The 25,795-nt window shown below is 41.8% G+C and carries 20 protein-coding genes; 9 read left to right on the top strand and 11 right to left on the bottom strand.

Annotated features, from left to right (window positions below; translation table 11 throughout):
* Position 1: 1 nt before the first annotated feature.
* The gene (locus tag C7B70_RS09905; RefSeq protein ID WP_106368888.1) at positions 2-943 is read right to left on the bottom strand and encodes a DMT family transporter; all 942 of its coding nucleotides are present in this window, start codon (positions 941-943) and stop codon (positions 2-4) included.
* Between the two features lie 23 nt (positions 944-966).
* Positions 967-2,988, bottom strand: coding sequence for an NAD-dependent DNA ligase LigA (ligA, locus tag C7B70_RS09900; RefSeq protein WP_106368887.1), 2,022 nt, complete (start codon positions 2,986-2,988; stop codon positions 967-969).
* A gap of 902 nt (positions 2,989-3,890) precedes the next feature.
* Here ligA and C7B70_RS09895 point away from each other — a divergent pair.
* From C7B70_RS09895 to C7B70_RS09880, 4 genes are all read left to right on the top strand, one after another.
* Positions 3,891-4,751, top strand: coding sequence for a hypothetical protein (locus tag C7B70_RS09895; protein ID WP_106368886.1), 861 nt, complete (start codon positions 3,891-3,893; stop codon positions 4,749-4,751).
* 202 nt (positions 4,752-4,953) lie between these two features.
* Complete coding sequence (locus tag C7B70_RS09890) at positions 4,954-5,478, top strand: DUF732 domain-containing protein (protein ID WP_106368885.1); 525 nt, start codon at positions 4,954-4,956, stop codon at positions 5,476-5,478.
* A 346-nt stretch (positions 5,479-5,824) separates the two neighbouring features.
* Positions 5,825-7,033 carry a glycerophosphodiester phosphodiesterase gene (locus tag C7B70_RS09885; protein WP_106368884.1) on the top strand — a complete coding sequence of 403 codons (1,209 nt, stop codon included), beginning with the start codon at positions 5,825-5,827 and terminating at the stop codon, positions 7,031-7,033.
* An 84-nt stretch (positions 7,034-7,117) separates the two neighbouring features.
* Positions 7,118-7,339, top strand: a complete 222-nt coding sequence (locus tag C7B70_RS09880) for a hypothetical protein (protein ID WP_106368883.1) — start codon at positions 7,118-7,120, stop codon at positions 7,337-7,339.
* Between the two features lie 3 nt (positions 7,340-7,342).
* On the opposite strand, the gene C7B70_RS09875 is transcribed toward C7B70_RS09880, so the two are convergent.
* On the bottom strand, positions 7,343-7,915 hold the full coding sequence (locus C7B70_RS09875) for a TIGR04376 family protein (protein WP_106368945.1): 573 nt from the start codon (positions 7,913-7,915) through the stop codon (positions 7,343-7,345).
* 170 nt (positions 7,916-8,085) lie between these two features.
* Between C7B70_RS09875 and C7B70_RS09870 the strand changes: the two genes are divergently transcribed.
* Complete coding sequence (locus C7B70_RS09870; protein ID WP_106368882.1) at positions 8,086-8,550, top strand: hypothetical protein; 465 nt, start codon at positions 8,086-8,088, stop codon at positions 8,548-8,550.
* 23 nt (positions 8,551-8,573) lie between these two features.
* Here C7B70_RS09870 and mnmG read toward each other — a convergent pair whose 3' ends face one another.
* Complete coding sequence (mnmG, locus tag C7B70_RS09865; RefSeq protein ID WP_106368881.1) at positions 8,574-10,475, bottom strand: tRNA uridine-5-carboxymethylaminomethyl(34) synthesis enzyme MnmG; 1,902 nt, start codon at positions 10,473-10,475, stop codon at positions 8,574-8,576.
* Between the two features lie 216 nt (positions 10,476-10,691).
* On the opposite strand from mnmG, the gene C7B70_RS09860 reads away from it, so the two are divergent.
* Positions 10,692-12,686: an AarF/ABC1/UbiB kinase family protein gene (locus tag C7B70_RS09860; RefSeq protein ID WP_106368880.1), complete on the top strand. Its 1,995-nt coding sequence runs from the start codon at positions 10,692-10,694 to the stop codon at positions 12,684-12,686.
* Between the two features lie 62 nt (positions 12,687-12,748).
* On the opposite strand, the gene C7B70_RS09855 is transcribed toward C7B70_RS09860, so the two are convergent.
* From C7B70_RS09855 to C7B70_RS09845, 3 genes are all read right to left on the bottom strand, one after another.
* A complete protein-coding gene (locus C7B70_RS09855; RefSeq protein ID WP_106368879.1) occupies positions 12,749-13,183 on the bottom strand; it encodes a hypothetical protein in 435 nt (144 codons plus the stop codon).
* A 34-nt stretch (positions 13,184-13,217) separates the two neighbouring features.
* Positions 13,218-15,947 (bottom strand): valine--tRNA ligase, encoded by a 2,730-nt coding sequence (locus C7B70_RS09850; RefSeq protein WP_106368878.1) that lies wholly within the window; start codon positions 15,945-15,947, stop codon positions 13,218-13,220.
* Between the two features lie 273 nt (positions 15,948-16,220).
* Complete coding sequence (locus tag C7B70_RS09845; protein ID WP_106368877.1) at positions 16,221-17,225, bottom strand: phosphoribulokinase; 1,005 nt, start codon at positions 17,223-17,225, stop codon at positions 16,221-16,223.
* Between the two features lie 523 nt (positions 17,226-17,748).
* Between C7B70_RS09845 and petH the strand changes: the two genes are divergently transcribed.
* From petH to C7B70_RS09830, 3 genes are all read left to right on the top strand, one after another.
* Positions 17,749-19,044: a ferredoxin--NADP reductase gene (petH, locus tag C7B70_RS09840; protein ID WP_106368876.1), complete on the top strand. Its 1,296-nt coding sequence runs from the start codon at positions 17,749-17,751 to the stop codon at positions 19,042-19,044.
* A gap of 80 nt (positions 19,045-19,124) precedes the next feature.
* Positions 19,125-20,411 carry a homoserine dehydrogenase gene (locus tag C7B70_RS09835; protein ID WP_106368875.1) on the top strand — a complete coding sequence of 429 codons (1,287 nt, stop codon included), beginning with the start codon at positions 19,125-19,127 and terminating at the stop codon, positions 20,409-20,411.
* Between the two features lie 75 nt (positions 20,412-20,486).
* Positions 20,487-21,431 carry an S-layer homology domain-containing protein gene (locus C7B70_RS09830; protein ID WP_106368874.1) on the top strand — a complete coding sequence of 315 codons (945 nt, stop codon included), beginning with the start codon at positions 20,487-20,489 and terminating at the stop codon, positions 21,429-21,431.
* A 61-nt stretch (positions 21,432-21,492) separates the two neighbouring features.
* Here C7B70_RS09830 and C7B70_RS09825 read toward each other — a convergent pair whose 3' ends face one another.
* The 4 genes from C7B70_RS09825 to C7B70_RS09810 form a co-directional block, all read right to left on the bottom strand.
* Positions 21,493-21,912 carry a CAAD domain-containing protein gene (locus C7B70_RS09825; protein WP_106368873.1) on the bottom strand — a complete coding sequence of 140 codons (420 nt, stop codon included), beginning with the start codon at positions 21,910-21,912 and terminating at the stop codon, positions 21,493-21,495.
* 211 nt (positions 21,913-22,123) lie between these two features.
* Positions 22,124-23,116 (bottom strand): 2-hydroxyacid dehydrogenase, encoded by a 993-nt coding sequence (locus C7B70_RS09820; protein ID WP_106368872.1) that lies wholly within the window; start codon positions 23,114-23,116, stop codon positions 22,124-22,126.
* 236 nt (positions 23,117-23,352) lie between these two features.
* The gene (locus C7B70_RS09815) at positions 23,353-24,414 is read right to left on the bottom strand and encodes a class I SAM-dependent methyltransferase (protein WP_106368944.1); all 1,062 of its coding nucleotides are present in this window, start codon (positions 24,412-24,414) and stop codon (positions 23,353-23,355) included.
* Between the two features lie 159 nt (positions 24,415-24,573).
* Positions 24,574-25,758 (bottom strand): NAD(P)H-quinone oxidoreductase subunit H, encoded by a 1,185-nt coding sequence (locus C7B70_RS09810; protein WP_106368871.1) that lies wholly within the window; start codon positions 25,756-25,758, stop codon positions 24,574-24,576.
* Between the last annotated feature and the right edge of the window lie 37 nt (positions 25,759-25,795).

Genomic DNA, 25,795 nt, shown 5'->3' with positions numbered 1-25,795 from the left:
ATTAACTGCTTCTTGGTGGGTGGGGTGATTTGCCTAGAGCGATCGCCATTGAGCCAGAAACGACCATTATCGCCCCAATTATTCCTAAAAATGTGAGATTTTCCGGTTTAATTACTTGCGGTGCGATCGCGGAAACGAAATCAACAGATATTAAAGTTACAATTGGCGCTAAAGCTAGAACAGCACTTACTTTTGATGCTTGCCAATGTTCTAAAGCTTCGGCAAATGCACCGTAGGCTATCAGCGTATTTAAGCCGCAAAACACCAATGCAGCTAAGTGGAAAAGACTTAGAGAAAAAATGAGTTGCGGTTTGGCAAAGGGGGCAAATAACACGCTACAGCCGCCATAAATAAATAGCATGATGCTGAAGGAAGATAGTTTTTGTAGCAACTGCTTTTGAGCTAAAGCATAGATTGCCCAAGCAACGGCGGCGATGACTAATAAACCGCTACCAACAAGGTATTTTCTAGGGGCGGTAAGGAGATTATTTAACTGTTCGTGAAAAAAGACGCTAAAACCGAGAGTTAGTACAGCAAAACCGATCCATTGCTGTACAGTATATTTTTCCTTGAAAAACGCGATCGCGCCAAGTCCAAATATTACCGGGGCAATTTGAATTAAAACTTCAGCATTGTTGGCGGAAGTTTGGGCTAATCCTTGGACAAAGAGCAAGTAGTTGATGGCGAGAAAGATAGTAGAAGTCGCTAGTAATTTGAAAGTAGGCGATCGCAGGGTTGAAATTTTTGGTAGTTGGTTGCGTACCCCTAAGTAAATCACTAATAGCGCAAAGGATAGTAAAAATCGAAACCAAGTCAAAGTGTATACATCTACGGCTTGGAGGGCGATAGAGAGGGCGATAGGCAGTATTCCCCAGAGGAGAACTGTTAGTAAAGATAAGGCTAACCCTAAGCGCCAGTTACCAGAATTTTGATGAAGTTGCATAAACGAACTTGGGCGCACGAAGATTAATTATTTAGAAGTTCGAGTAATTGAGCTTCTTCAAGACAGGTAATACCTAATTTTTGAGCTTTGGCAAGTTTAGATCCGGCTTCTTCGCCTACAACTAGGTAATCAGTTTTTTTACTTACTGAATCCGTTACTTTTGCTCCAGTTTTTTCTATTAACTCTTTGGCTTCTTCCCTTTTTAGAGTAGGTAAAGTTCCAGTAATTACAAAGGTTTTGCCAGTTAAGGAAGTTGTCGGAGTTTCCTTGATCTCAGCTTTTAGTTGCAAACCTAGGTTTTGTAGCCGAGAAATTAAGGTTTGATTGGCTTCAATGCGAAACCATTGGTGTACAGATCCGGCAATTTCTACCCCAATGCCATAAACTGCTGCTATCTCGTTAATTTCTGCTTGGGCTAGTTGTTCTACAGTAGGAAATTGTTGGGTTAAAGTTTGGGCGTTGACGCTACCTACATGACGAATGCCTAATCCGTATAGTACCCGTGAGTAAGGTTTAGTTTTGGAAAGAGCGATCGCAGCTATTAATTTTTCTGCTAATTTATTTCCCATCCGTTCTAAAGTTTGTAACTTTTGATTAGTCAATTCGTAAATATCAGCAACGGAGTGTACTAAACCTTTGTCTACTAATTGATGTCCTAGTTTTTCTCCCATACCATTAATATCTAACGCATCCCGGCTTACCCAATGTTCTATAGCACCTTTAACAATTGCCGGACAAGAAGCATTTACACACCTAGTTACCGCTTCGCCTAAAGTTCTTACTACAGGCTGGTTGCAGACAGGGCAGTTTTGGGGCATTTGAAAAACTTGGGCATCAGGGGGGCGAAGTTCTAGCAATACGCGCAATACTTCGGGGATAATTTCGCCAGCTTTGCGGACAATTACAGTATCGCCGATGCGAATATCTAGTTCGCGGATGCGATCGGCATTATGCAGCGTAGCGCGCGATACGGTGGTTCCGGCTAGTTGTACCGGGCGCATTTGAGCTAAGGGGGTTAAGGCTCCTGTACGTCCTACATTTACGGCAATGTTTTCAACTCGTGTAGGAGCTTCTTCGGCAGCATATTTTAAAGCTACAGCCCAACGCGGGAATTTTTGCGTAAATCCTAGTTGCTCTTGCAAGCTAAAGGAATTTAGTTTTACAACTACGCCATCAGTCATATAGGGCAAGTTTAACCGTTCAGTGTCCCAGCGCTGGTAATATTGGGCAACTTCCTTAGAGGTGGCGGACAATGTCCGATTAGGATTAACTTTAAAGCCCATTTGTTGCAGTAACTCTAAAGCTTCCCATTGAGTACAGGCGATACTTAGATTGTCTTGTCCGGGTATATGCAGGGTATAGGCAAAAAAGTCTAGTTTGCGTCGGGCGACAATTTGGGGATTTAACTGGCGTAACGTCCCAGCGGCGGCATTTCGCGGGTTAGCAAATAGTTGTTCTTGAGCGGCGAGTCTTTCTTGATTTATCTGTTGAAATACATCTAAGGGTAAAAATGCCTCCCCACGAACTTCTACCAAAGAAGGGCAATTGTCTAACTGTAATTTGAGTGGAATTGAGCGAATTGTCCGCACATTTTGGGTAATATCTTCTCCCGCTACACCATCTCCTCTAGTTGCACCTCTAACCAATAGACCATTTTCGTAACTTAAAGCTAAAGCAGAACCATCTATTTTTAGTTCGCAGACATATTCAGCTACTTCAATACTAGACAATTGACGTTGCCAGCGCTTTTCCCAGTTTTGCAACTCCTCAGTATTAAAAGCATTTTCTAGGCTGTACAAGGGGATTTTGTGCTGTACCGAGCTAAATCCAGTAGCGGGTTTCTCTCCTACTCGCATTGTGGGGCTATCCGAGGAGGCTAATTCAGGATACTGGGTTTCTAATTGTTGCAGTTCTCGGTACAGGCGATCGTATACCGTATCCTCCATTGTGGGATTGTCAAGGACGTAGTAAGCATAACTTGCTTGCTGCACTAGAGTTCTCAATTCCTCCACACGTTGACGGATTTCTGGTGTCAGAAATGACACTAGCTTTTCCTCCTAAATTACTACAATTACTTACCGATTAGTTTAACTGCTGGAAATATACCTTTTTCTGTAATCCAGCTAGGGGATCATTCTTTTGGTTGAGATATTAAGCAAAACTGTAGCTTTGATTACTAAGCTAGAACAGCGTTATCCTATCGACTCAGTATTGTTGTCTTGTGTAATATTTACAACGTTACAAAAAATACTTAAAAAAAGATTACCTACTTAGATAGAGCGTAAATTAAACTTTTAACAGTTCTATTAAAGATAAATCATACATTTATATAAAATAATAATTAATATTTGTGTAAGTTTAATCAAGATTTTATAGGATTTGATTGAGCTAAGGGGGTAGAGCGAACTGGAGAGATAATGACGTAACAACAACGCCGTTTTTACTTCGTACAATATATAAAAAGTCAATTCTTACTTTTACTTTTTGTGCTTGGTGGGAACCTAGCTAACAAAGTAGAGATATTGCAGTCTTGGTTTGGATCATTTATCAATGAAAACAATTAAAAGCCTTTCCCTGAAAGTATTTAAAGAGCTTAACTCTTTAAATCTTTGATATCAATACTATATAGTTATTTCATATTTTATTAAGCTTTAACCAGGTTTTAAATTAACTTCTCCTAGCTGTGGTTACTTTTTTACTGTACTTGAACAAACAGGAATGTAAAGACGAAACACAGCTTTTGTTCATTTCAGCTTTAAAGGTAATATATGTTGAAAAATTATTAAAACCTGCTGGGTATAGCAATATAAAGTTAAAAAAAGATAACAACTGCAAGAGTTAGACATAAGTCATACATAAGTTATACGTTTCTTTGATATTGAGAGGGTGACATTCAAAAGCAAACCTACTATCGTGTAAAAAAGGATACATAACAAGGCTGGCTGATATGAAAAAAAAATCTAAACTCCTCTGGTTGGGTGTTACAGGGGTAATTATTGCTACAGGCTTAAATATCACACCCGCCTCGGCGGAGTTATTTAAAATCGGTATAGAGAAGCCAGAAACTGGTAACTTCCCGGCGTGGTACGAAGACTCCACTGGCTTACGTTTAGACTTATGTTTGGCTGCAAGTATAGACCGTCCAAATCCACCTAACTACTGTTTGACCGAACCACCAGACCAGACAAAGCCCCCCTCTGTTGACGCATTCGATCCTGCTGCATCCAACTTTCCTGATGAAGCATTTTGGTGGACTGCGGAAGCTGAAGTTACAAACAATACGGGTAGAGCATTATTAGTATTGGCAACGGAGGCGGCCTTTAGTAATGATGAGGTAATTGATGGCGATCAAATAGTCTTTAACCGCACCCGCATTCGAGTTCAAGGATTGGGCTTGAGGAACGGAGTGAAGTATAGGGTAACTTATCCTTATGGCGTTAAGGTCTTAACCGCAACTCAGAGAGATTTAAGAAAGCCTGCTGAAATTAATGTTACTGAAGACTTTGGCTGTCCAATCTCGTTAATAACATCGTGCAACTTTAAGGATGTTTTTGCACCTTCTGGCAATCGAGGCAGAGTGCTAAATCCAATCGGTAAGCCTTGGCTAGTATGGGATCCTGCCGTTGCACCTAAAGCGCCAGCAGGATATATCGGCGACCCTAACGTCGAGCATAGAGTAACGGGAAGTCCAACGGGCAACAACTTCTTCAAAATTGAAGAACTCAACTCCGCCGGAACCCCAGTTAGAACGATTGTCAACACAAACCTCTTTTCAGTTTCTGGCAAGCTCTCCGCACCACAACCTTAACCTCAAATTAAGAGTGCGTAACTTAAGAGAACGGGGATAAGTAATATTTGTTCCCCGTTATTCTTATTCATTTAAAAATTATTGAAATGCCAAGAAGTTAAGCTATCGTGTTTGCCAGGGTCAGCCGATCTCGAAGGCAAATAGCTTACGCTCTTTGAGCCGATAGACAGAACGTTAGGAGAAGTGTAAAGGTGTAACAGTTATGGTTACTGGGATTAAAAAATTATTTTGCTTGAGTGCAGTAGTAGTTTGTGTGGCTTTAGATTCAACCAGAACTGCGGAAGTAGCTTTTGGGCTTTCTGTGAATAAATCGTCTGAGTATCCTATAGTTTCAAGCTTAGATATTGGTAAGCCAATTTGTTATATTCAAGAATCAAATGGCTCAACTTTAGATTTAAGTAATCTATGTAGCGATCGCCAAACTAAAACGCAACTATCTAAGCTTGATCGAGATTTTCTCGATAGCTACAATAATTCACTGGAAATTTACCAAAATGAGCGAACTTTAGTATCACCTGATACTGACGAAGCGCCAAATCCGATTGCAGTAGCGCGGGGTGTTTGCAGCGCTCTCCAAAGCAAAGTACCCCTAGAGCAGATCAAGACAGAGCAATATGAAAAAATTATCGAAACTAAAGATCCCAGAAATCAAAAAACTGCCCTAGCAGAATCAGACATCATCGATTCTTTGGCAATTAAATTTTACTGTCCTAAGTTTGCTCAATAAGTAGTTATTTTAGCGGTCGCATCTACACTACAGTAATTTCCTCTAATTAAGGTATCAAATAGAATCTAGTGCTGCTCGAACTTTAACTAATTTTTGAGCAGCGTTTTTTACTATCAAGATATAAATTTAGAATTTAATTGCAACAATCACAGCCATTGACTTTTCATCAGCGATATTTAAGCAACAACTTACTAACTTTAAACCACGATTAATTTAGCCTTAATCCTCCCTCAGTATATTTACGGTGTACAAGCATTTCTACCAGAACTGCGGGTAGCAATTATCTAACTTGCTTCCAAAGCTTTTGTTTGTCTTAACCAAGAAATTAATTTTGAGGAGTGTAATTATGATTCGGCTTTCCCACTTAGCAATACTAACATCAACATTTTTGACAGTTTTGGGCGCAAATAAAGTTACCGCCGCAACTTTGAACGGGGCAGAACCAATCGTTATTGGTCATCGGGGGGCTAGTGGCTATCGTCCAGAACATACTTTAGCTTCTTACGAATTAGCTATTGAAATGGGCGCTGATTACATTGAACCTGATTTAGTTTCTACTAAAGACGGCATTTTGGTAGCGCGTCATGAAAATGAAATTTCTGGAACTACTGATGTAGCTACTCGTACTGAATTTAGCGATCGCCAAACTACTAAAACTATCGATGGATCTGAAGTTACAGGCTGGTTTACAGAAGATTTTACTTTAGCTGAACTAAAAACATTAACTGCTAAAGAGCGCATTCCGGCAATTCGTCCTGATTCAGCTACCTACGACGGATTATATCAAGTCCCAACTTTGCAAGAAGTAATCGATTTAGCTGCAAAAAAAAGCTTAGAAACTGGTCGGACTATTGGTATTTATCCAGAAACCAAACACCCTACTTACTTTGATTCGATTGGATTATCTTTAGAGGAACCTTTAGTAGCTACTCTCGTTGCTAACGATCTAAACGATGCTAATGATGCAGTATTTATTCAATCCTTTGAAGTTGGCAATCTGCAATACTTAGAGACTTTAACGGAAGTACCGTTAGTACAGTTGTATGATGAGGCTATAGTTCAACCTTATGATTTTGTTGCTAGTGGAAGTACAGATACTTACGGCGACTTATTAACTACTGAGGGATTAGCCGAAGTTGCCCAATATGCTGATGGTATAGGCCCTTTTAAGCGGTTAATAATTCCTGCTGAAACAGTAGATGCAAACAAAGACGGCATCGCCGACGATCTTAATGGTGATGGGGTAATTAGTGCCGCAGATGTAGTGCTGCAAGACCCTACTACCTTGATTGACGATGCTCATGCTGCGGGCTTGCTAGTCCATGCTTACACCTTCCGCAGTGAAGACTTTTTCTTAGCTCCTGAATACGATGGTAATGCGGAGCTAGAATACGAACAGTTTTTTGCTTTGGGTATTGATGGCGTATTTAGCGACAATCCAGACATTGCTGTTAGTGTGCGCGATCGCGTAACTGAACCTGTCCCTGAACCAAGTACGATGCTAGGAGTAGGTGTTATTCCATTTTTCCAATGGTTGCGTCGTCGAGCTAAGTAATAGAAAATTGGGGTAGCATCTGTAGGTGCTACCCCAATTTTCTATTAGCTAGGTTATATTAATTTGAGCTAATTGGGACAAACTATGAAAGTTTGGTTATCTTGTTTTTTTGTGTTATTTGCGATCGCCGAATTTTACCAATGGGCGCAACACTTGAGTATACCACTGCCTTTTTATATTTTCGGCGGGGCAGTTTTGGCGGTTGCTTCTAATACTGATAAGCGCTTGGGCTTCTTTTTACCGCTAAAAGATGAAGTATTGGCGCTCTTGCAAATTAAACAATCTAATCCCAAAGAGCCAGAATAATAATTAGCGTCCCATATTCCGTTTCATCTGCTCTAATTCGTCTTGAGTTTCCCAACGCAGAAACGCATCATCTAATTCATCGGGTGCGCCGTAAGGAGTGCGAGTTTGATTCCATCCGTCGGTTTCTAAGCGCTGAGAAGCCCCGTAAGTATTGCGAGTTACTTGAGACTCGGTGACTTTGGTTTGCACCTCTTGGCGGCGCTGTTGGATGCGCTTTAGTAGTTCTTTGGCTTGAGTGACACGCTCTTTTACACCTTGCATTTGTCCCCAGCGTTGGTTTCCCTCTCTAAGTAAAGTTGCTTCTCTTTGTTGGGCAGCTTCCGCCAAATCTAGCCTATTAGCAGTTTTTGCTTTTTCTATCCGAATATGCCAGCGTTGAATTTCTTGGGCTTTGGCTAAGATTTCGTCTTGACTTCGCTTTTCTTGGAATTGCAATTCGCCAATTAGTCTTAAAGTGTCTTCTTCCTGTTCGCGCAACTGTTCTAAAAGTGCTTCTAACTCCAAATGGGGATTATTTTTTAAAAATTCTTCTAAACGGCTTTCCAAAAAACGGCTGAAATCATCAAATAATCCCACTGCAATCAACCCCACAACTTAAAGAATTTAGATTTTATCCTAGCAATTTAGCTGTAATTGATTGTAATGCTTAAGTAATAGGTGATAAGAACTGTCAATATTTTTGCCATAGAGGGAGCCAAAATAAATAAATTGCGTCTTATTAACAACCTGACTAAAAGTTGAAAAGTATGCGTAGACCTATTGCTATAGGATTGATTGCTTTAACTAATTTATTTTTACCTTCATCACTGCAAGCTCAAAAATTAGAGTCAAGCGATCGCTGTACGGCAACAATTGCCTCTGCCCAAAAGCGGATTGAAACAGGTCGAAACGTAGACGTTGTGCTAGATGTTGCTGATAATTTACCTAAATTTTACTCAAACTATCCGGCTAATCGCCCTTATCGATATACCTTTGCTTTAAATGGAAGCGCCGCCGGATCAGTTATGAATTCAGACAAATTTATGAAATCAATAGCTGCATCAGTTATTAACAACTGTAGTTCTGTAAGCATGGTGATTTTTGCTGTATATCAAACAGACTGGCACTATTCCTATGGTTTGCTTTCCAGTGGAAAAATAGAAAATTTTATCTCTAACTGTGTAGAACCTGGGCCTGAACAACTACGTTGGGGACAGCAAACTTGCTTCTAATCCTTCTTATGCTTAGATTAAGGTCAAACTAACTGAGTAGCTTTGCGATCGCCAAATTCTAAGTAAACAAGCAAAGCATTAACATCGGCGGGGTTAACTCCGCCAATTCTAGACGCTTGACCAATAGTTAAAGGTTTTACCTTAGATAGTTTTTCCCTTGCTTCTTTAGAAAGAGTCTCAATGGTCGAGTAATCTAAATCCCTTGCTAACGGTCGATTGGCGTGACGGGAAATTGCATCTATTTGGTGTTGCTGGCGTTGCAAATAGCCCGAATATTTAATGTCAATTTCTGCGCCTGCTTTTTCGGCGGTGGTAAGGGTGGGGTTACTTAGCCCGTAAGTTGCCAAATTTGCGTAATGGAAACCCGGACGACGTAGCAACTCAGCTAGAGTGATGGAGTTTTTGATTGTTTGTTGAATATCTGTAGCAATTTGTTTTGCTATATCGCTATGTTCTTTGAGGCGTGTGGAGTGCAACCTTTCTTTTTCGGCGGTGATATTTGCTTGCTTGCGCGTGAATAAATCCCAAATGCGATCGCTTACTAAGCCGATTTTTCTACCTACAGGTGTCATGCGTTCGTCGGCATTATCTGATCGCAATAATAACCGATACTCCGAGCGACTGGTTAGCATTCGGTAGGGTTCTCCTAAGTCTTTGGTACACAAGTCGTCTATTAATGTACCCAAATAACTTTGTTCGCGGGGGAAAATTACCATTTCCTGATTTTGGGAATATTTCGCCGCATTAATTCCCGCCACAATGCCTTGCGCCGCCGCTTCTTCGTAGCCTGTAGTTCCGTTAATTTGCCCTGCACAAAATAACCCCTGAACTTTTTTTGTCATCAAAGTTGGGAAACACTGGGTTGCGGGTAAATAGTCGTATTCCACCGCGTAAGCTGGACGCAGCATGACGCAGTTTTCTAATCCTGGCAAGGTCTGTAACATTTGCAATTGGATAGGTTCGGGTAAACCTGTCGAAAAGCCCTGTATATAAAGTTCGGGAATGTCGCGCCCTTCGGGTTCAATAAATATTTGATGGCTTTCTTTATCGGCAAAACGGACAATTTTATCTTCGATACTAGGACAATATCGCGGCCCTTTGGCATCTACCCAACCGCCGTAAACCGGGGATAAATGTAAGTTATCCCGAATTAATTGATGAGTTTTGGCAGTAGTACGAGTGAGATAACAGGGCATTTGTTCGCGTTCTACCCACACATCAGGATCAAAACTAAACCAGCGTACTTCCTCATCGCCGGGTTGGGGTTCTAACTTGCTGTAATCGACAGACTTTTTATCTACTCGTGCGGGAGTTCCAGTTTTTAACCGTCCAGTTTCAAACCCTAGTTTATTCAAGGTTTCTGTCAATCCAAGGGCGGCAAATTCTCCCGCCCTTCCCGCAGCCATTGATTTATTACCTACCCAAATTCGCCCACCTAAAAATGTCCCGGTAGTTAAAATTACGGCACTTGCTTGAAAGGCTACGCCAAAATAGGTTTCAACGCCGACAACTTCATCGTTAGCGCCGATTACTAAGTCTGTCACCATGCTTTCGCGGATAGTGAGATTCTCTTGATTTTCGACAATCCCTTTCATTACTTGGGCGTATTCGCGCTTATCTGTCTGCGCCCGTAATGCCCACACCGCCGGGCCGCGAGACGCATTTAGTACGCGCTTTTGTAGGTAAGTGCGATCGCTAACTTTGCCAATTTCTCCACCTAAAGCATCTACTTCGTGGGTTAATTGCGATTTTGCAGGGCCACCTACGGCGGGGTTGCATGGTTGCCAAGCAATTTTATCTAAGTTGAGGGTAAGTAATAAGGTACGACAGCCCAAACGAGCGGCGGCTAGGGCGGCTTCACACCCTGCATGACCGCCGCCAACTACGATTACATCAAAAGTATCTTGAAATTCAGGGATCGTCATTGTTCTAAGAGAGACTTACTTTTATTTTAAACGAGGCACGGCTTACCGGGATTAATCAATCTCTAGCTAGACTAAATTGCCAAGTCAGCAAGTGAAAATAAACAACAGCCCAAACATACTTGCGGTAGATTCATTAAGATAGGTGCGATTAAAAATTAACTTCTAGCAGCAATTTGTTACAATACTTAATGGTCGCGGTAGTGCGGTTATATATTCATGAATGTTAAGACAAACGATTTAGTTGAATTTCAAGTTGATGCAGCGCCAGGACAAATAGTTTTAGTTAAACCATTAGAAGTTGAGCATTTAAACGGACAAGTTGTTAAGCCAGAGTTGTTGCGCTACAACCCAGAAACTATAGCCGCTCATTACAAGAAAAAACCGTTAGAAGTATTTGGACGGATTTTTAAAGTTATATTTCCCTCGGTAAGCTTTGCGCTGGGGGTATGGTGGGATAAAAAAAGGGGTGTAAGCGATCGCAATGAGCCTAAACGGGCGGTACAGCTAAAAGAATTACTAACAAAATTAGGCCCAGCTTATATCAAAATTGGGCAAGCACTGTCTACTCGCCCTGATTTGGTGTCCCCCGCGTACTTGGAGGAATTGACGCGCCTACAAGACCAGATACCGCCCTTTGCAAACGAAATTGCTTACCAGTTTATTGAGGAAGAATTAGGCGATCGCCCAGAAAACATTTACGCCGAATTATCCCCCGAACCAATCGCGGCGGCTTCTTTAGGGCAAGTATATAAAGGTAAGCTAAAAACTGGCGAAACGGTTGCTGTCAAAGTCCAGCGTCCCGACTTGCAAGCAACAATTGCCGTAGACTTGTACATTTTACGCCGGATGGCAACTTGGGCAAATAATAATATTAAGCGCTTACGCAGCGATTTAGTTGCAATTTTAGATGAGTTTGGCGAACGCATTTTTGAGGAGATGGATTACATCAATGAAGGCGAAAATGCCGAACGATTTGCCAAGCTTTACGGGCATTTGAAAGACGTTTATGTGCCAAAAATTTATTGGCAATATACCCACCGTCGCGTACTAACGATGGAATGGATAGTAGGTACGAAGCTAACTCAAGTAGATGCTATCCGCGCTCAAGGAATTGATGCTAGGTACATTATTGAAGTGGGGGTTCAGTGTTCTTTGCGTCAGTTGCTAGAACATGGCTTTTTTCACGCCGATCCGCATCCAGGAAACTTATTAGCTACTCCTGATGGACAATTAGCTTATTTAGATTTTGGGATGATGAGCGAAATCAAGCCCTATCAACGCTACGGCTTGATTGAAGCGGTAGTACACATGGTAAACCGCGATTTTGAAGGATTAGCCCGCGATTACGTCAAGCTCGACTTTTTGACACCCGATACAGACTTAGTACCAATTGTTCCGGCTTTGGGACAAATTTTTGGGAATGCTTTGGGCGCTAGTGTAGCGGAATTAAACTTTAAAAGCATTACAGATCAGTTATCGGCGTTGATGTACGAGTATCCTTTCCGCGTACCTGCTTACTACGCTTTAATTATTCGATCGCTAGTCACTTTAGAAGGAATCGCCATTTATATCGATCCCAACTTCAAGGTACTTAGTGAAGCCTACCCTTATATTTCTAAGCGATTACTAACCGATCCAGCCCCAGAATTGCGGGAATCGTTGCGCGACTTGCTGTTTAAAGATGGTCGTTTCCGTTGGAATCGTTTGGAAAACTTGCTGAAAAATGCTCGTAGCAGTGATGAATACAACTTAAATCAGGTACTTGATGAGACTTTAGAATTTTTATCGTCAGAAAGAGGGGCTTTAATTCGCAATAACTTAATTGATGAACTAGCAAAAAGTATCGATGCGTTGAGTAAAGATGCTTTGAACAGCGTTACTAATAATTTACGCGATCGCTTATTTAATAATCCTTGGGCTAAACCTATAGCCATGGCAATTATGCCAGTTCCCGCCGCTAGTACCGAACAAGAACAAACTTTAGAGCATATTAAGCGTATTTGGGGCATTTTGCAGGAAACGCGCGGTTTTGACGCGACACAAGTTAGTTCTCAAATTCCGCAATTGCTTTCTAATCCAGGAGTACAACAAATAGGAAGACAAGTTGCGGGGCGTTTGACAAGTAAAGTAGTAGCGCGTTTGATTCGAGAAACTTTAGTTAAAGGCGAAACTAACGGAGTTGCTAAAACTGCGGTAATTATTAAAACCTAACAAAGAGGATTTTACTATTTCATCTTCCCCCTTTTCTAAGGGGGAATCTATGCGATCGCAATCTAAGCTTCAGGAGAGTTGTCATTTTCTTTATCACGTTTAAAACTTTCTTCTAAAGCCTGGATTTGTTCACGCCTAGCTTCTACTTCTAAAGATCGCCTTGAAAGGTCTTGATTTTGCAAGGTTAGAGACTGTCGCCACTGTTCTGATCGCTCAGTTTCAGCTTTTAAAAACTCTGGAGTAACGCCGCTAGTTAGGTAAGTTTTGACCAAATCTAACACCCAATTTGCAGCATCTTGAAGACTAAGCATTTCTCCTTGAGGTGAGAGTTCGATTAAAACTAATACTCCTTCAGGGAAGGCGATCGCCTCGGCGACACTAATTAGTTTTTCTTGTTCGTCTACTTCCCATTTATAGGTAGTTTGTTGATGGGCGAGTAGACGTAATTCTACTTGTCCTGACAATTTTTGTTTTTGGACTTGTGCTAGGTACAGCATGGGTTTTAGGGGCGCTAGGTACGCCCATAGTGGTTTAGTCTAAGTTTTGAAGGCGATCGCGGAGAATTTCGGCTTGTTTCTCAGCTTCAAGTAAGTTATCTCGGATAGTTTTAACTACTTCTTCTGGGGCTTTCTCGACAAATTTAGGATTATTCAGCCGATTAGAAAGGGATTGTATCTCTGTTTCTACTTTACTCAATGCTTTCCTCAATTTTCCTCGTAATGCCTCAATATCTACAACACCCGCTAGAGGAATCAAGATTTCTACTGTCCCCACTACTCCAGAAATAACATTTCCTAAAGAGTTAGTAGCTTGTTTCGGTTGAACTTCCAAGCTTTCAGCTTTGGCTAAGTCCAAAATATGAAGTTGTCCGATGCGAGTTAGGGTATCAAGTTCCGTTGCATTTTCACTTTGCAAAATTACCCGAATTTTTGCCCCTGGCTTGATATCACCATCGGCGCGGAGATTACGAATTTTGCTAATAGTAGTAGTAATTAGTTCAAAACTACTTTCTAATTCCAAGTCGATTAGGGATTGATTGGGTTGAGGATATAACTGTAATCCTAAAATTTGGCGATCGCTACTTTGCGTCAGAGTATGCCATATTTCTTCGGTAATATGGGGCATAAAAGGATGTAGCAGTTTTAAAATCCCCTCTAAAACGTAACCGAGAACTTGTTGTACGGCTTGGCGCGAGGTTGACTCAGGTTGCAGGCGTGATTTTACAAGTTCAATATACCAGTCGCAAAAGTCGCCCCGGATAAATTCGTACAAACTTTTCGCTGCTTCTCCCAAACCGTAGTTACTAATGAGATTACTTATTTCGATAACTGCTTGATGGAAACGCGACAATATCCACTTATCGGCGCTTTCTAAGCCTGTGTCCGGCTGTCCTAACTGCTGCGGGGTCAAACCGTCCAAATTCAACATCACAAACCTAGAGGCATTCCACAGCTTGTTAGTAAAGTTGCGACTCGCTTCTACAGGGGGAGATTCGTCAGTTTTACGGTTATATTCTAAACGGATATTTTGACCCGCCCCGGCGACTTCTTTTACCAAGGTATAGCGCAAAGCATCTGTACCGTACTTATCGATTAGCAATAATGGATCAATGCCATTATTAGCTGACTTTGACATTTTTTTGCCATTTTCATCTAATACTAGCCCGTGAATGTATACATCTTTAAACGGCATTTGACCCGTAAAATGACCGCCTAACATAGTCATCCGCGCCACCCAGAAAAAGATGATATCGAAGCCAGTAACTAAGGTAGCTGTAGGGTAATAGGTGTCTAAGTCTTGGGTTTGTTCAGGCCAACCCAACGTTGAAAAAGGCCATAAACCAGACGAAAACCAAGTATCTAAAACGTCTGGATCTTGCTCTAATTTGACACCCTTGCCAAACTGAGAAATAGCTTTTTCTTGAGCTTCTGCTTCAGTTTTGGCGACGATAAAGGGGGTATTATCGGCAATTTCGCCCCCAGTTTCGCTAACTGCGTACCAAGCTGGGATTTGATGACCCCACCAAAGTTGACGGGAAATGCACCAATCGTTTAGCTTTACTAGCCAATCGCGGTAAACTTTAGTCCAACGTTCGGGGATAAATTGAGGAGAAGATTTTTGATCCAAAAATTCTAGAGTGTTGTCAGCTAAGGGGCGAATTTTGACAAACCACTGAGTAGATAGTAATGGTTCAATAGGGACTTTACCGCGATCGCTATAAGGGACTGAATGCTTATAATCTTCTATCTTGACTAAAAAACCCTCAATTTTTAAACGTTCTACTACTTTTTTTCTAGCTACAAATCGATCTTGTCCTTGAAAATCTCCCGCATTTTCATTCATTGTCCCGTCTTTATTCATAATATTGATTAGCGGCAACTTGTGACGCTGACCCATGGCAAAATCGTTAGGATCGTGAGCGGGAGTCACTTTCACGCAGCCTGTACCAAAGGTGCGATCGACAAATTCATCAGCAACGATGGGAATTTCGCGCCCCACAATCGGTAACTTTAACATTTTGCCAATTAAATGTTTATAGCGATCGTCTGTTGGATTCACCGCTACCGCCGTATCGCCCAACATCGTTTCTGGTCTAGTTGTCGCAACTTCTACAAAACCCGAATTATCTACCAAAGGATAGCGGAAGTGCCATAAATGACCATCAACTTCTTGCTTTTCTACCTCCAAATCAGAAACCGCCGATTGAGTAGCAGGACACCAATTTACTAAATACTTACCGCGATAAATCAGCCCTTCTTCAAACAACCGCGTAAATTCTTCTACTACCGCTTTAGATAACCCTTCATCCATCGTGAAACGTTCGCGCGACCAATCCACCGAAACGCCCAAACCCTTGAGTTGATTAACAATTGTTCCTCCCGATTCTGCTTTCCACGCCCAAGCTTTTTCTAAAAACTTCTCCCGTCCTAACTCTTGGCGGGTTTTACCTTCAACCCGTAACTGTTTTTCTAAAATTGTATGGACAGCAATACTAGCGTGATCTATTCCAGGAAGCCATAAAGTATTACGCCCTTGCATTCGGTGGTAGCGAATCAACACATCAATCAAGGTACTTTCAAACGCATGACCCATGTGCAAACTTCCCGTTACATTCGGCGGCGGAATCACAATACAATAGGGTTCGCCAGTATGATTGGGGTCAGCTTTGTAGACTTGGTTATCGTCCCAACACTTTTGCCATTTAGATTCGGCGATTTTGGGGTCGTAGATGATGGGTAAGTTGTTAATACTTGCGGTCATGGCAGAAATAGTAAGTTAAAAAGCTGTTATTTAAGATTTTGACATATTCGCCGATCACACCATAGCCATAAAAAAGGACGCTTTGTAAGCGTCCCTCAAAAATTCTCAAAAAATGTTTTGCCAGGTTTTCGACCAGTAGCTATTCGTTTATATCCCCACGCTCATCACCCTTAAAAAGGAAGACTTTAATTGTATGTTTTCCCCCCTTTTTAAGGGGGGTTAGGGGGGATCTCCCTAAAGTGGCATTTAAAAAAACATCCTTATCGCACCTACTTACACTTTTGCGGCAATTTTGGCTTCTTTTGCTGTCAAACGTTCGTAAGTTGCGCGCATTTTCAAGCCTGTCAATACTTGAAATAGTCCCGTTCCGTTGTTTGAACCTGGATATTCGCGGTGTTGCAGCAATAAATGGGTCATTTCTCCTTGATACTTGGTCGAAGTTTTGCTCAAATGATTCTCTAGATAAATTACTTCGTCTAGGTTGTCAAATTGACCGTCTACTTCTAAAACAGATACGTTGTCTTGACTGTAAGGATCTGGCCCATAATACATTTGCATTCCTGGGTAAGAACAAGTAAGCTTACGTCCGCAAGGTGTCCAATGAATAGTTGAACCTTCATCAAACAAGTAAACTGGCTCTAATCCTTCTATCCCTTCTCGCTGAATCATGCGGACGCGCAATACTTTGCGCTCTTTGTCTTCTTTGAGTAATTGGGTAGGCAATACTTGAATTACTACGTCAGCAAATTTTTTCTGTGGTTCAATGTAAGCTGTAAAGTCTGGACGACGAGAATTGATCGCCGCTAGTACGTCTTCGTAGCGATGACCTCTTTCTTCCATGTCTCGCTGAATTTTCCAGGCAATTTTGACTTCATCGCTGATATCTAAATACACGCTGAAATCCAACAGACTTCTGACTCTTTCATCGTACAAGGGATGCAACCCTTCAACTACGATAATGTGGTTTGCCTCTATATTTTCTGGTGGATCTATTTCTCCGGTTTCGTGGTTATATATGGGCTTATTGATTGATTGACCTTGCTTGAGCGCTTTTAGTTGCTCGTACATCAGATCGAAATTGTTTGCTCTAGGATCTAAAGCGGTTATTTTTGTCTCTTTGCGCTGCTTGCGATCCAAACTGTGATAGTCATCTAAGCAGATTACTGTCAAAAATTCTTCGCCAAATAAGTCGGCTAACCGACGCAAAAAGGTTGATTTACCACACCCTGAATCCCCTGCAACTCCAATTAATACCACTCTATCCGGCGAACTTGTCATAGCTTTCCTCTACTGGCAAAATGATGAAATCAATAAATTTTCTTTGCTGTACGTCTCGTAGCTATTTTTCTTTACCTAGGCGGCTAAGAATTAAGTAGCGACTCAATAAAGCAGTCCGCTATGCTTTATCTGTTTTTCGTTCTCCATTCCTGGTTAACGCTAGTCGCAAGTAGCTACTAGAACTTTTATGCGGTACTAATTGCTTTTTTGATAAAAAACAATCAAATTGTGCTGTGGTAAGTATTTAATACTATTGTTATTGTAGATTTTACCAAAATAGGATCTCTCTTACAATCTCCAAAGCTCAAGCTTTATCGTCTGCCTTAGTACCTATGCTAAGGTTTTGTTGCACACTTTTATAAAAAAAGTTTAGAATAGCGCTTTTTATTTTGATATTTGCTCGAACCTGTCAACCGTAACTTTCCGCCCCAGCACTCTAAGCGCCGGGTATCCGGTATTATGAGTCAAGTAGCAAGGCTCGAAATTTTTATTAAGTTAAGTACGGTTCGGAGAGATTTAAGCAATGTATAATTCAAGCGCCGCAGATCGGGCAGCTAATACCGAAGCTGGTAGCCGCGTCTTTTTGTACGAAGTAGTAGGTATCCGTCAAAACGAAGAAAATGACAATAGGATTCCGGCGATTCGTAATAGTGGCAGTATTTTTATTAGAGTGCCTTATAGCCGCATGAATCAAGAGATGCAGCGCATTGCTCGTATGGGCGGAAAAATTGTTAACATTCACCTTCAAGATGTTAATCAACCGAACGGTCAAGTAACATCATCTGCAAGTGAGCCAAGTAATTCTTCTCTAACTGCTAAGAGCGAACAGAATAATTCTTTAGCATCGGGAGAAAATGAGTTAACGCCCCAAAATGCAGAAAAAGAAGGCAAACCTATGACTCAAGCAAAATCGAAAGTTGATAAGCACAAAGATGTTCCTGTCAATATTTACCGCCCTAATGCTCCTTATCTCGGTCAATGTGTCTCTAATGAAGAGTTAGTCGGGGAAGGTGGTATCGGTACAGTAAGACACTTAACATTTGATATTTCTGGGGGTGATTTGCGCTACCTAGAAGGTCAAAGTATTGGGATTATTCCCCCAGGTACGGACAAAAACGGCAAACCCGAAAAGTTACGGTTGTATTCAATTGCTTCAACTCGTCATGGCGATCGCGTTGACGATAAAACTGTCTCTTTATGCGTCCGTCAGCTAGAATACAAGCACCCCGAAACGGGCGAAATGATTTACGGCGTTTGTTCTACTCACTTATGTAATATAGAAGTAGGTTCAGAAGTCAAAATTACTGGTCCTGTTGGTAAGGAAATGTTGTTACCAGAGGACACAGACGCAAATGTAATTATGTTTGCAACGGGTACGGGTATTGCTCCCTTTAGAGCTTACCTCTGGCGGATGTTCAAAAAGAACGAACAAGAAGCCAACCCTGACTATAAGTTTAAGGGTTTAGCCTGGTTAGTTTTTGGCATCCCGACGACTCCAAACGTTTTGTATAAAGAGGAGTTAGAGGAAATGCAAACGCAGTATCCCGACAATTTCCGCTTGACTTACGCAATCAGCCGCGAACAAAAAAACCCTGAAGGCGGCAGAATGTATATTCAAGATCGAGTAGCAGAACACGCTCAAGACTTGTGGAAGTTGATTCAAAAGGAAAATACCCACACCTATATTTGCGGTTTGAAAGGTATGGAAGGCGGTATTGACGAAGCGCTATCGGCGGCGGCGGCAGCCGATGGTGTAAATTGGATTGATTATCAAAAAGCAATGAAAAAAGCTGGTCGCTGGCACGTAGAAACTTACTAAATACTAATAATTAGTCGATTTGTAGGGGTGTATGGTAAATACACCCCTACAATAGTTTTTGGTGATATTGGTAACAGATTGTGGCTTTTAAAGTAGGAATCTTGGGCTTAGGGACGGTAGGTACAGGTACAGTTCAACTGCTATTAGATCCTACTGGTCGGCAGGCGTTGCTAAAAGAAATAGAAGTGTACAAAGTTGGGGTAAAATCTCTAGCTAAATCCCGCGCTGTAACTTTGCCTGCGGAAGTAATTACTACAGATTTAGAATCAATTGTCAAAGATCCAGCGATAGATATAGTCGTAGAGTTGCTAGGAGGCTTAGAACCTGCGCGAAGTCTCATCTTACAAGCAATCAACAATGGTAAGCACGTAGTTACAGCCAATAAAGCCGTAATTGCCCGTTATGGCGATGAAATTTTTACAGCAGCCAATGCCGCCGGGGTATACGTGATGTTAGAGGCGGCTGTAGGCGGCGGTATCCCGGTTATTGCGCCACTTAAGCAATCTTTGAGTGTAAATCGAATTACGGCGGTTACAGGGATTGTTAACGGCACAACAAATTATATTTTGACGGCAATGCGCGATCGCGGGAGTGATTTTGCGGAAGTTTTAGCCGAAGCCCAACAACTAGGTTACGCGGAAGCCGATCCCACTGCGGATATAGATGGATTAGACGCAGCCGATAAAATTGCGATTCTGGCTTCTTTAGCTTTTGGTGGACGAATTAAGTTACAAGATGTTTATTGTGAAGGTATCCGCAATGTTAGCAAGGCAGACATAGCTTACGCCGAAAAACTCGGTTTTGTCATCAAACTTTTAGCGATCGCCAAAAAAGCCCCCTCTAGTAATAGTCTCTCCTTACGCGTCCATCCGACTTTAGTCCCGCAAGCCCACCCTTTAGCCAGCATTAACGGGGTGTACAACGCAATTTTGGTAGAAGGCGACCCTATAGGACAAGTAATGTTTTTTGGGCCGGGGGCGGGGGCGGGAGCAACGGCTAGTGCGGTAGTAGCGGATATATTGGCGATCGCAGCCGTACTAAAAACTGGCACAGCAAAACCCCATCCTTTAATGAGTTGTTCTCATCAAGAATATTGCGAAAAGTCGCCAATGGACGATCTTGTAACCCGCTTTTACGCCCGTTTTCTGACGCAAGATCATCCGGGGGTAATTGGTAAATTGGGTACTTGTTTCGGTAACTGTGGCGTTAGCTTAGAATCGGTGGTACAAACAGGCATTCACGATAATTTAGCGGAAATTGTGGTTGTAACTCATGATGTCCGCGAAGGCGATTTTAATGCTTCTTTAGCAGAAATTCGCACGTTACCTGCAATAAGTAGCGTTGCTAGTTTGTTACGAGTGCTGTAAAAAAACCTACCCAAAAGAGGTATCGCAAAAGCCCTAGTTAGTGGCTTAATTTGGCTATATTCTTTTGCTGCTAATATGACAAATTCTTTACCGCCCGATCCTTCGCCATCGGACAAAACACCTTTAGGTTTTGATGATTTTATCGGAATTTTGGTTGCTTTTAGCGCTATTGGCGGGATTATTTGGTGGTCGTTATCTCGCAATCCACAAGCAATAAACCTCGATCGCATTTTATCAAGCGATCGCAATTCTACTCCTTTACTGGTTCCTTCCCCGCAAGCCGCAGAAGTAGAAACCGCACCTACCTTAGCCCCTAGCGTTAGCCCTTCTATTGCCTCTGATGAAGTCCCCCAAAGGCGAGCGCAAGTTCCGGTGGTAGTTGTTCCTAATGGGAGTGTTGCAGCCTCCCCAACACCAAAAACAGGAACGCCAGTTACTTTTATTGATGTTCCCCCGGACTATTGGGCGCGTCCCTATATTCATGCTTTAGCAGCAAGTGGGGTTGTTAGTGGCTATGCTGGAGACTATTTTCGACCAAATCAAACAATAACTCGTGCGGAATTTGCTGCATTGTTGCAAGATGCTTTCGATAATCAATCTGTAGACGGAACAACAAAATATAAGGATATTGAGACTAATTTTTGGGGTATTCCGGCAATTAACAGTGCTACAACCACCGGATTTTTACAAGGCTATCCCGGCGATGTTTTTCGCCCAACTCAAGAAATTCCCAGAGTGCAAGTTTTGGTGGCAATTGCTAGCGGCTTAAAACTTCCGGCTTCTGCGACTCAATCAGTTTTGCAATCTTACGGGGATGCTAACGAAATTCCCAACTATGCTAAAGATAAAGTAGCCGCAGCAACAAATGCAGGGCTTATAGCCAATTATCCCGATCGCAATATCCTAGCACCTAACCGCAATGCTACCCGCGCTGAAGTAGCGGCAATAGTTTATCAGGCGATGGTACAACAAGGTAAATTACAGCCAATAGATTCGCCCTATGTAGGTAATACTAAATAAAAATAAGCGATCGCACATCCCATAAGTGCGATCGCTTATTTATTTTGAAAGATTATGGTAGTTATGACAGTTGTTGACTACCAACTACTTTTCCTTTCAACTTTTCAATTTCTTGCGCCAATTCTTGACGGTGGGAGGCTTGAAGCAAGTAGCGGTTGACAAACCAAGCTGAGTAAGCAATTCCAACTAATTCAAAAGTTGGTGCTAAAAGTGGAATATCGTTTAAAGCAGCAATTACTGCAAATACGACTTTAACTGTGATAATTGCGGCAAAAATTAATCCCAGGCTAGTAATTGGCTGCTTGTAACTTTCCCAAAAATTGCCGATTATTTCGGGTAATTGAGCTAAAAACCCTGAAACTTGAGAACCTACGCGCGTCCACTGATCATCTGTACTTGGCTCTATAGTAACCATAGTTCCTGGGGCTGATACCTTAATATTTTGGGTATCGGTGTATTCTTGTTGCAGTTGGGATTCCATAATTTTTTAGTGTGTTGATTTTTGGAAATGACAACGCCCAGATCGTTTGCTAGGCAATATCTTGGTTATCAGCACCGCCTCGGAAAGAGAGAAAACGGTTTTAACTATTGTCTAACCTTACTAGCTCTCAAAAAATGATTCATCGACTTCAAGGTAGATAGCATTAGCAATTGAAACTTTAGTTTCTATTCCTATAGTTGATGTATATACCTCAGTGGTGTTGACTTGGCTTCACTTGATTAGAGCAATTACCCTGTTCAAAGTCAGAGATATTTGACAAAGTAGTTTCGGCAATACTTTTCACAGCTTCAATAGTGAAAAAAGATTGATGTCCGGTAATTAAGACATTGGGAAAAGTAAGCAGACGTTCAAAAAGATCGTCTTGAATGACTGCACTTGACAAGTCTTCAAAAAATAAATTTCCCTCCTTTTCGTACACATCTAAGCCAAGATAGCCGATTTTACCGGATTTTAAGCCAGTAACTACCGCTTTGGTGTCAATTAAAGCCCCGCGACTCGTGTTGATTAGCATAGCACCTGTTTTCATTTGCGCTACTGTTTGAGCGTTGATTAGGTGATGAGTTTCAGGAGTTAAAGGACAATGCAAACTAACAATATCCGCCGCCGCCAAAAGTTGCGGAAACGATACATATTCGAGGTTTTGATTATCTGGAGGCGTATTGTCGTAAGCCAATACGTTGCACCCAAAACCTTGGAGTATTTGGGCTGTAATCGTGCCAATTCTGCCTGTACCAACGATCCCCGCCGTTTTACCATTAAGATCGAAACCTAAAAGCCCTTCTAAAGAAAAATTACCTTCGCGGACGCGGTTGTAAGCGCGAGGTATGCGCCGATTGAGAGCAAGAATTAAGCCAATAGTATGTTCAGCAACAGCATAGGGAGAATAGGCGGGTACGCGGACAACAGTTAGTTCTAACTCCTCAGCTTTTATTAAATCTACATTGTTGAAACCCGCCGATCGCAACGCAATTAATTTTATGCCCAAGTTTGCCAATTTGGTAAGAGTTTGAGCATTTAGTTCATCATTGACAAAAGCACAAACTGCTTGCGACCCTGTAGCTAATACGCTGGTTTCGCAAGTTAAGCGGGGTTCAAAAAAAACTAACTCGTGCTTACTTTGCGTATTAGCAGCTTCTAAAAAAGTGCGATCATAAGACTTGGTGCTGAAGACAGCAACTTTCACTTGTATACCTCCAGCTTATTTTGGATATTTTAGATAAAAGTATCTGTACTGAAATTAACCACCTGCTGCAAAAGCTACCATAATTATCACTGAGAGCAAGAGTCCAGGAGAAAGCAGCAGCACTAGCATAAACAAATCGTGGGGAGTCATAATTGGCTTTTTTGTAACGGTATCAGTTTTAATTTAATGACTTTAAAGCAAAAAAAGCTCGTACAGTGAGACGATAATAGAATTTTTTAAGCCATCATACCTTTTAAAGGAATATTAGGCAACAATCCTTTAGATTGGACTAAAACGCCAAAACCACCTAATCCTTGAGGATTTATTAACTGATGCAAGGTTTCGCGGCGTTGAAGTAGTTGCTCTAAATTATTGGCGTTTTCGGTCGAATTTGCTGCAATTCGCTCTCCCAATCCCAACGCCATCAAAAATAATCCTTGCTGAGTAAATCCTACCTTTTGTAAGCCGCACTGTTCGCCCCAGCGCTCTAAAGCCGTAAAATCTACATGAGCCGTGATATCTTGCTCGCCGATGTTTATATACGGGTTGTTATGGTATCCGTGGCGATAGTAGCATTGCAAAGTTCCCTGCGATCGCATGGGGTTATAATAACGCGCCGCCGTGTAGCCATAATCGATAGTTAACAAATACCCTTGCTGCAATTTCTGGCTTATTGTAGTCAGCCATTCCAAAGCCGCTAAATTAATTTCACTACGGTAGTTACTTGCTAATTGCCCTAAGTTTATTCCTACCAAGTCGAAATACTGAGCTATTTTTGGCGTAGAGGGAGCGCTTACTACTTCTATAAAAGTATTGTTTTCGGACGTTACATATATTTCTCCTAATTGCCCATCTTGCAGCGAAAATAAATTAATAGGCATCGCATCGATAAGTTCATTAGAAAAAGCACAGCCAATAATTGAATCAGTAGGTATTTCTTCTAAGCTGCACCATTTAACTTTATCAGCTACACCTTGTAATAGCTGCTGTTGTTGCTGTTTTAAGCCTGGGGATACTTCAACAATAATGTACTGTAAGCAGTTAAAAAACTCGCGGTAATGCTTGTACAAATATTTAAAAAGATCAACAGCCAAAATACCTTGTCCTGCGCCCATTTCTACCAGGGTAAAAGTTGCGGGTTGTCCCATAATGTCCCACATCTGGGCAAATTGCACCGCTAAGAGTTCGCCAAAATCTTTTCCTAAATGTGGAGACGTAAAAAAATCACCTTGCGCCCCAATATCTACAGCTTTTGTAGTGTAATAGCCATACTGGGGATGGTATAGCGCCAACTCCATAAATTCGGCAAAGGTAATAGCGCCGCCGTTTACCTTAATGCAATTAGCAATAATGTCAGTTAACAACAAATTAGAATTATTTTCTAAGTCAAGTCTCAACGGTCTACCAGAAATACAAAAACAATTGTAATGGGGCGCAAGTATTACGCCCCAAAGGTTCTAACGATCTACAGATCCCATAATGATGTCAATGCTACCCAAAATTGTCACAATATCCGCAACTTTTACACCTCGGACAATGTGAGGAAAAATTTGCAAGTTATTAAAATCCGCAGCGCGAATCTTCCACCGCCAAGGAAACACATTATCATCACCAACAAGGTAAATTCCTAACTCACCTTTACCGCTTTCAATGCGCGCGTAATGTTCGCCTTTGGGAATTTTAAAAGTAGGCGCAACTTTTTTACTAATGTACTGGTAGTCAAAACCATTCCATTCAGATTTTGCGCCTTCAGCTAGGCGTTTAGCCTCTAGGTTTTCAAAAGGGCCACCGGGAAGCGCTTTAATTGCTTGACGGAGAATTTTGACCGATTCGCGCATTTCTCGAATCCGCACTAAATACCGCGCAAAACAATCTCCTGCCGTTTCCCACTGTACATCCCAATCAAAATCGTCATAACATTCGTAGTGGTCAACTTTCCTTAAGTCCCACTTCACCCCCGAAGCACGTAACATCGGGCCTGATAGCCCCCAATTAATCGCATCTTCGCGGCCAATTGTCCCAATACCTTCAACCCGTCTTCTAAAAATGGGATTGTTAGTAATTAAGCGCTCGTACTCATCAACTTTGGGGTAAAAATACTCAATAAATTCTACGCATTTATCTACCCAACCGTAAGGTAAATCTACCGCAACTCCACCAATACGGAAGTAATTGTTATTTACCATTCGGTAGCCTGTAGCAGCTTCCCACAAATCGTAAATCATCTCCCGTTCGCGGAAAATGTAGAAAAATGGAGTTTGAGCGCCTACATCCGCCATAAATGGCCCTAACCATAGCAAATGATTAGCAATCCGGTTTAATTCCAGCATAATTACGCGAATGTAGCTGGCGCGTTTGGGAACGGGAATATTTGCTAATTTTTCTGGCGCGTTGACGCTCACCGCTTCATTAAACATCCCGGCTGCGTAGTCCCAGCGACTTACGTAAGGGACGTACATGATATTTGTGCGGTTTTCGGCTATTTTCTCCATCCCGCGATGCAGATAGCCCATTACAGGCTCACAATCTACTACGTCTTCCCCATCCAAAGTGACGATTAGTCTCATCACTCCGTGCATTGAGGGGTGGTGAGGCCCCATGTTTAGCACCATGGGTTCTGTTCTAGTTTCTATTCTTGCCATAGGTGGTTAATTTACTGTTGGAGTGCTTATTTAGATG

Origin of the sequence: Chlorogloea sp. CCALA 695 (assembly GCF_003003885.1) — a bacterium.
GTDB lineage: Bacteria > Cyanobacteriota > Cyanobacteriia > Cyanobacteriales > Chroococcidiopsidaceae > Aliterella.
Note: the sequence above shows the minus strand (reverse complement) of the source record. Positions and strands in the feature narration are given on the sequence as shown.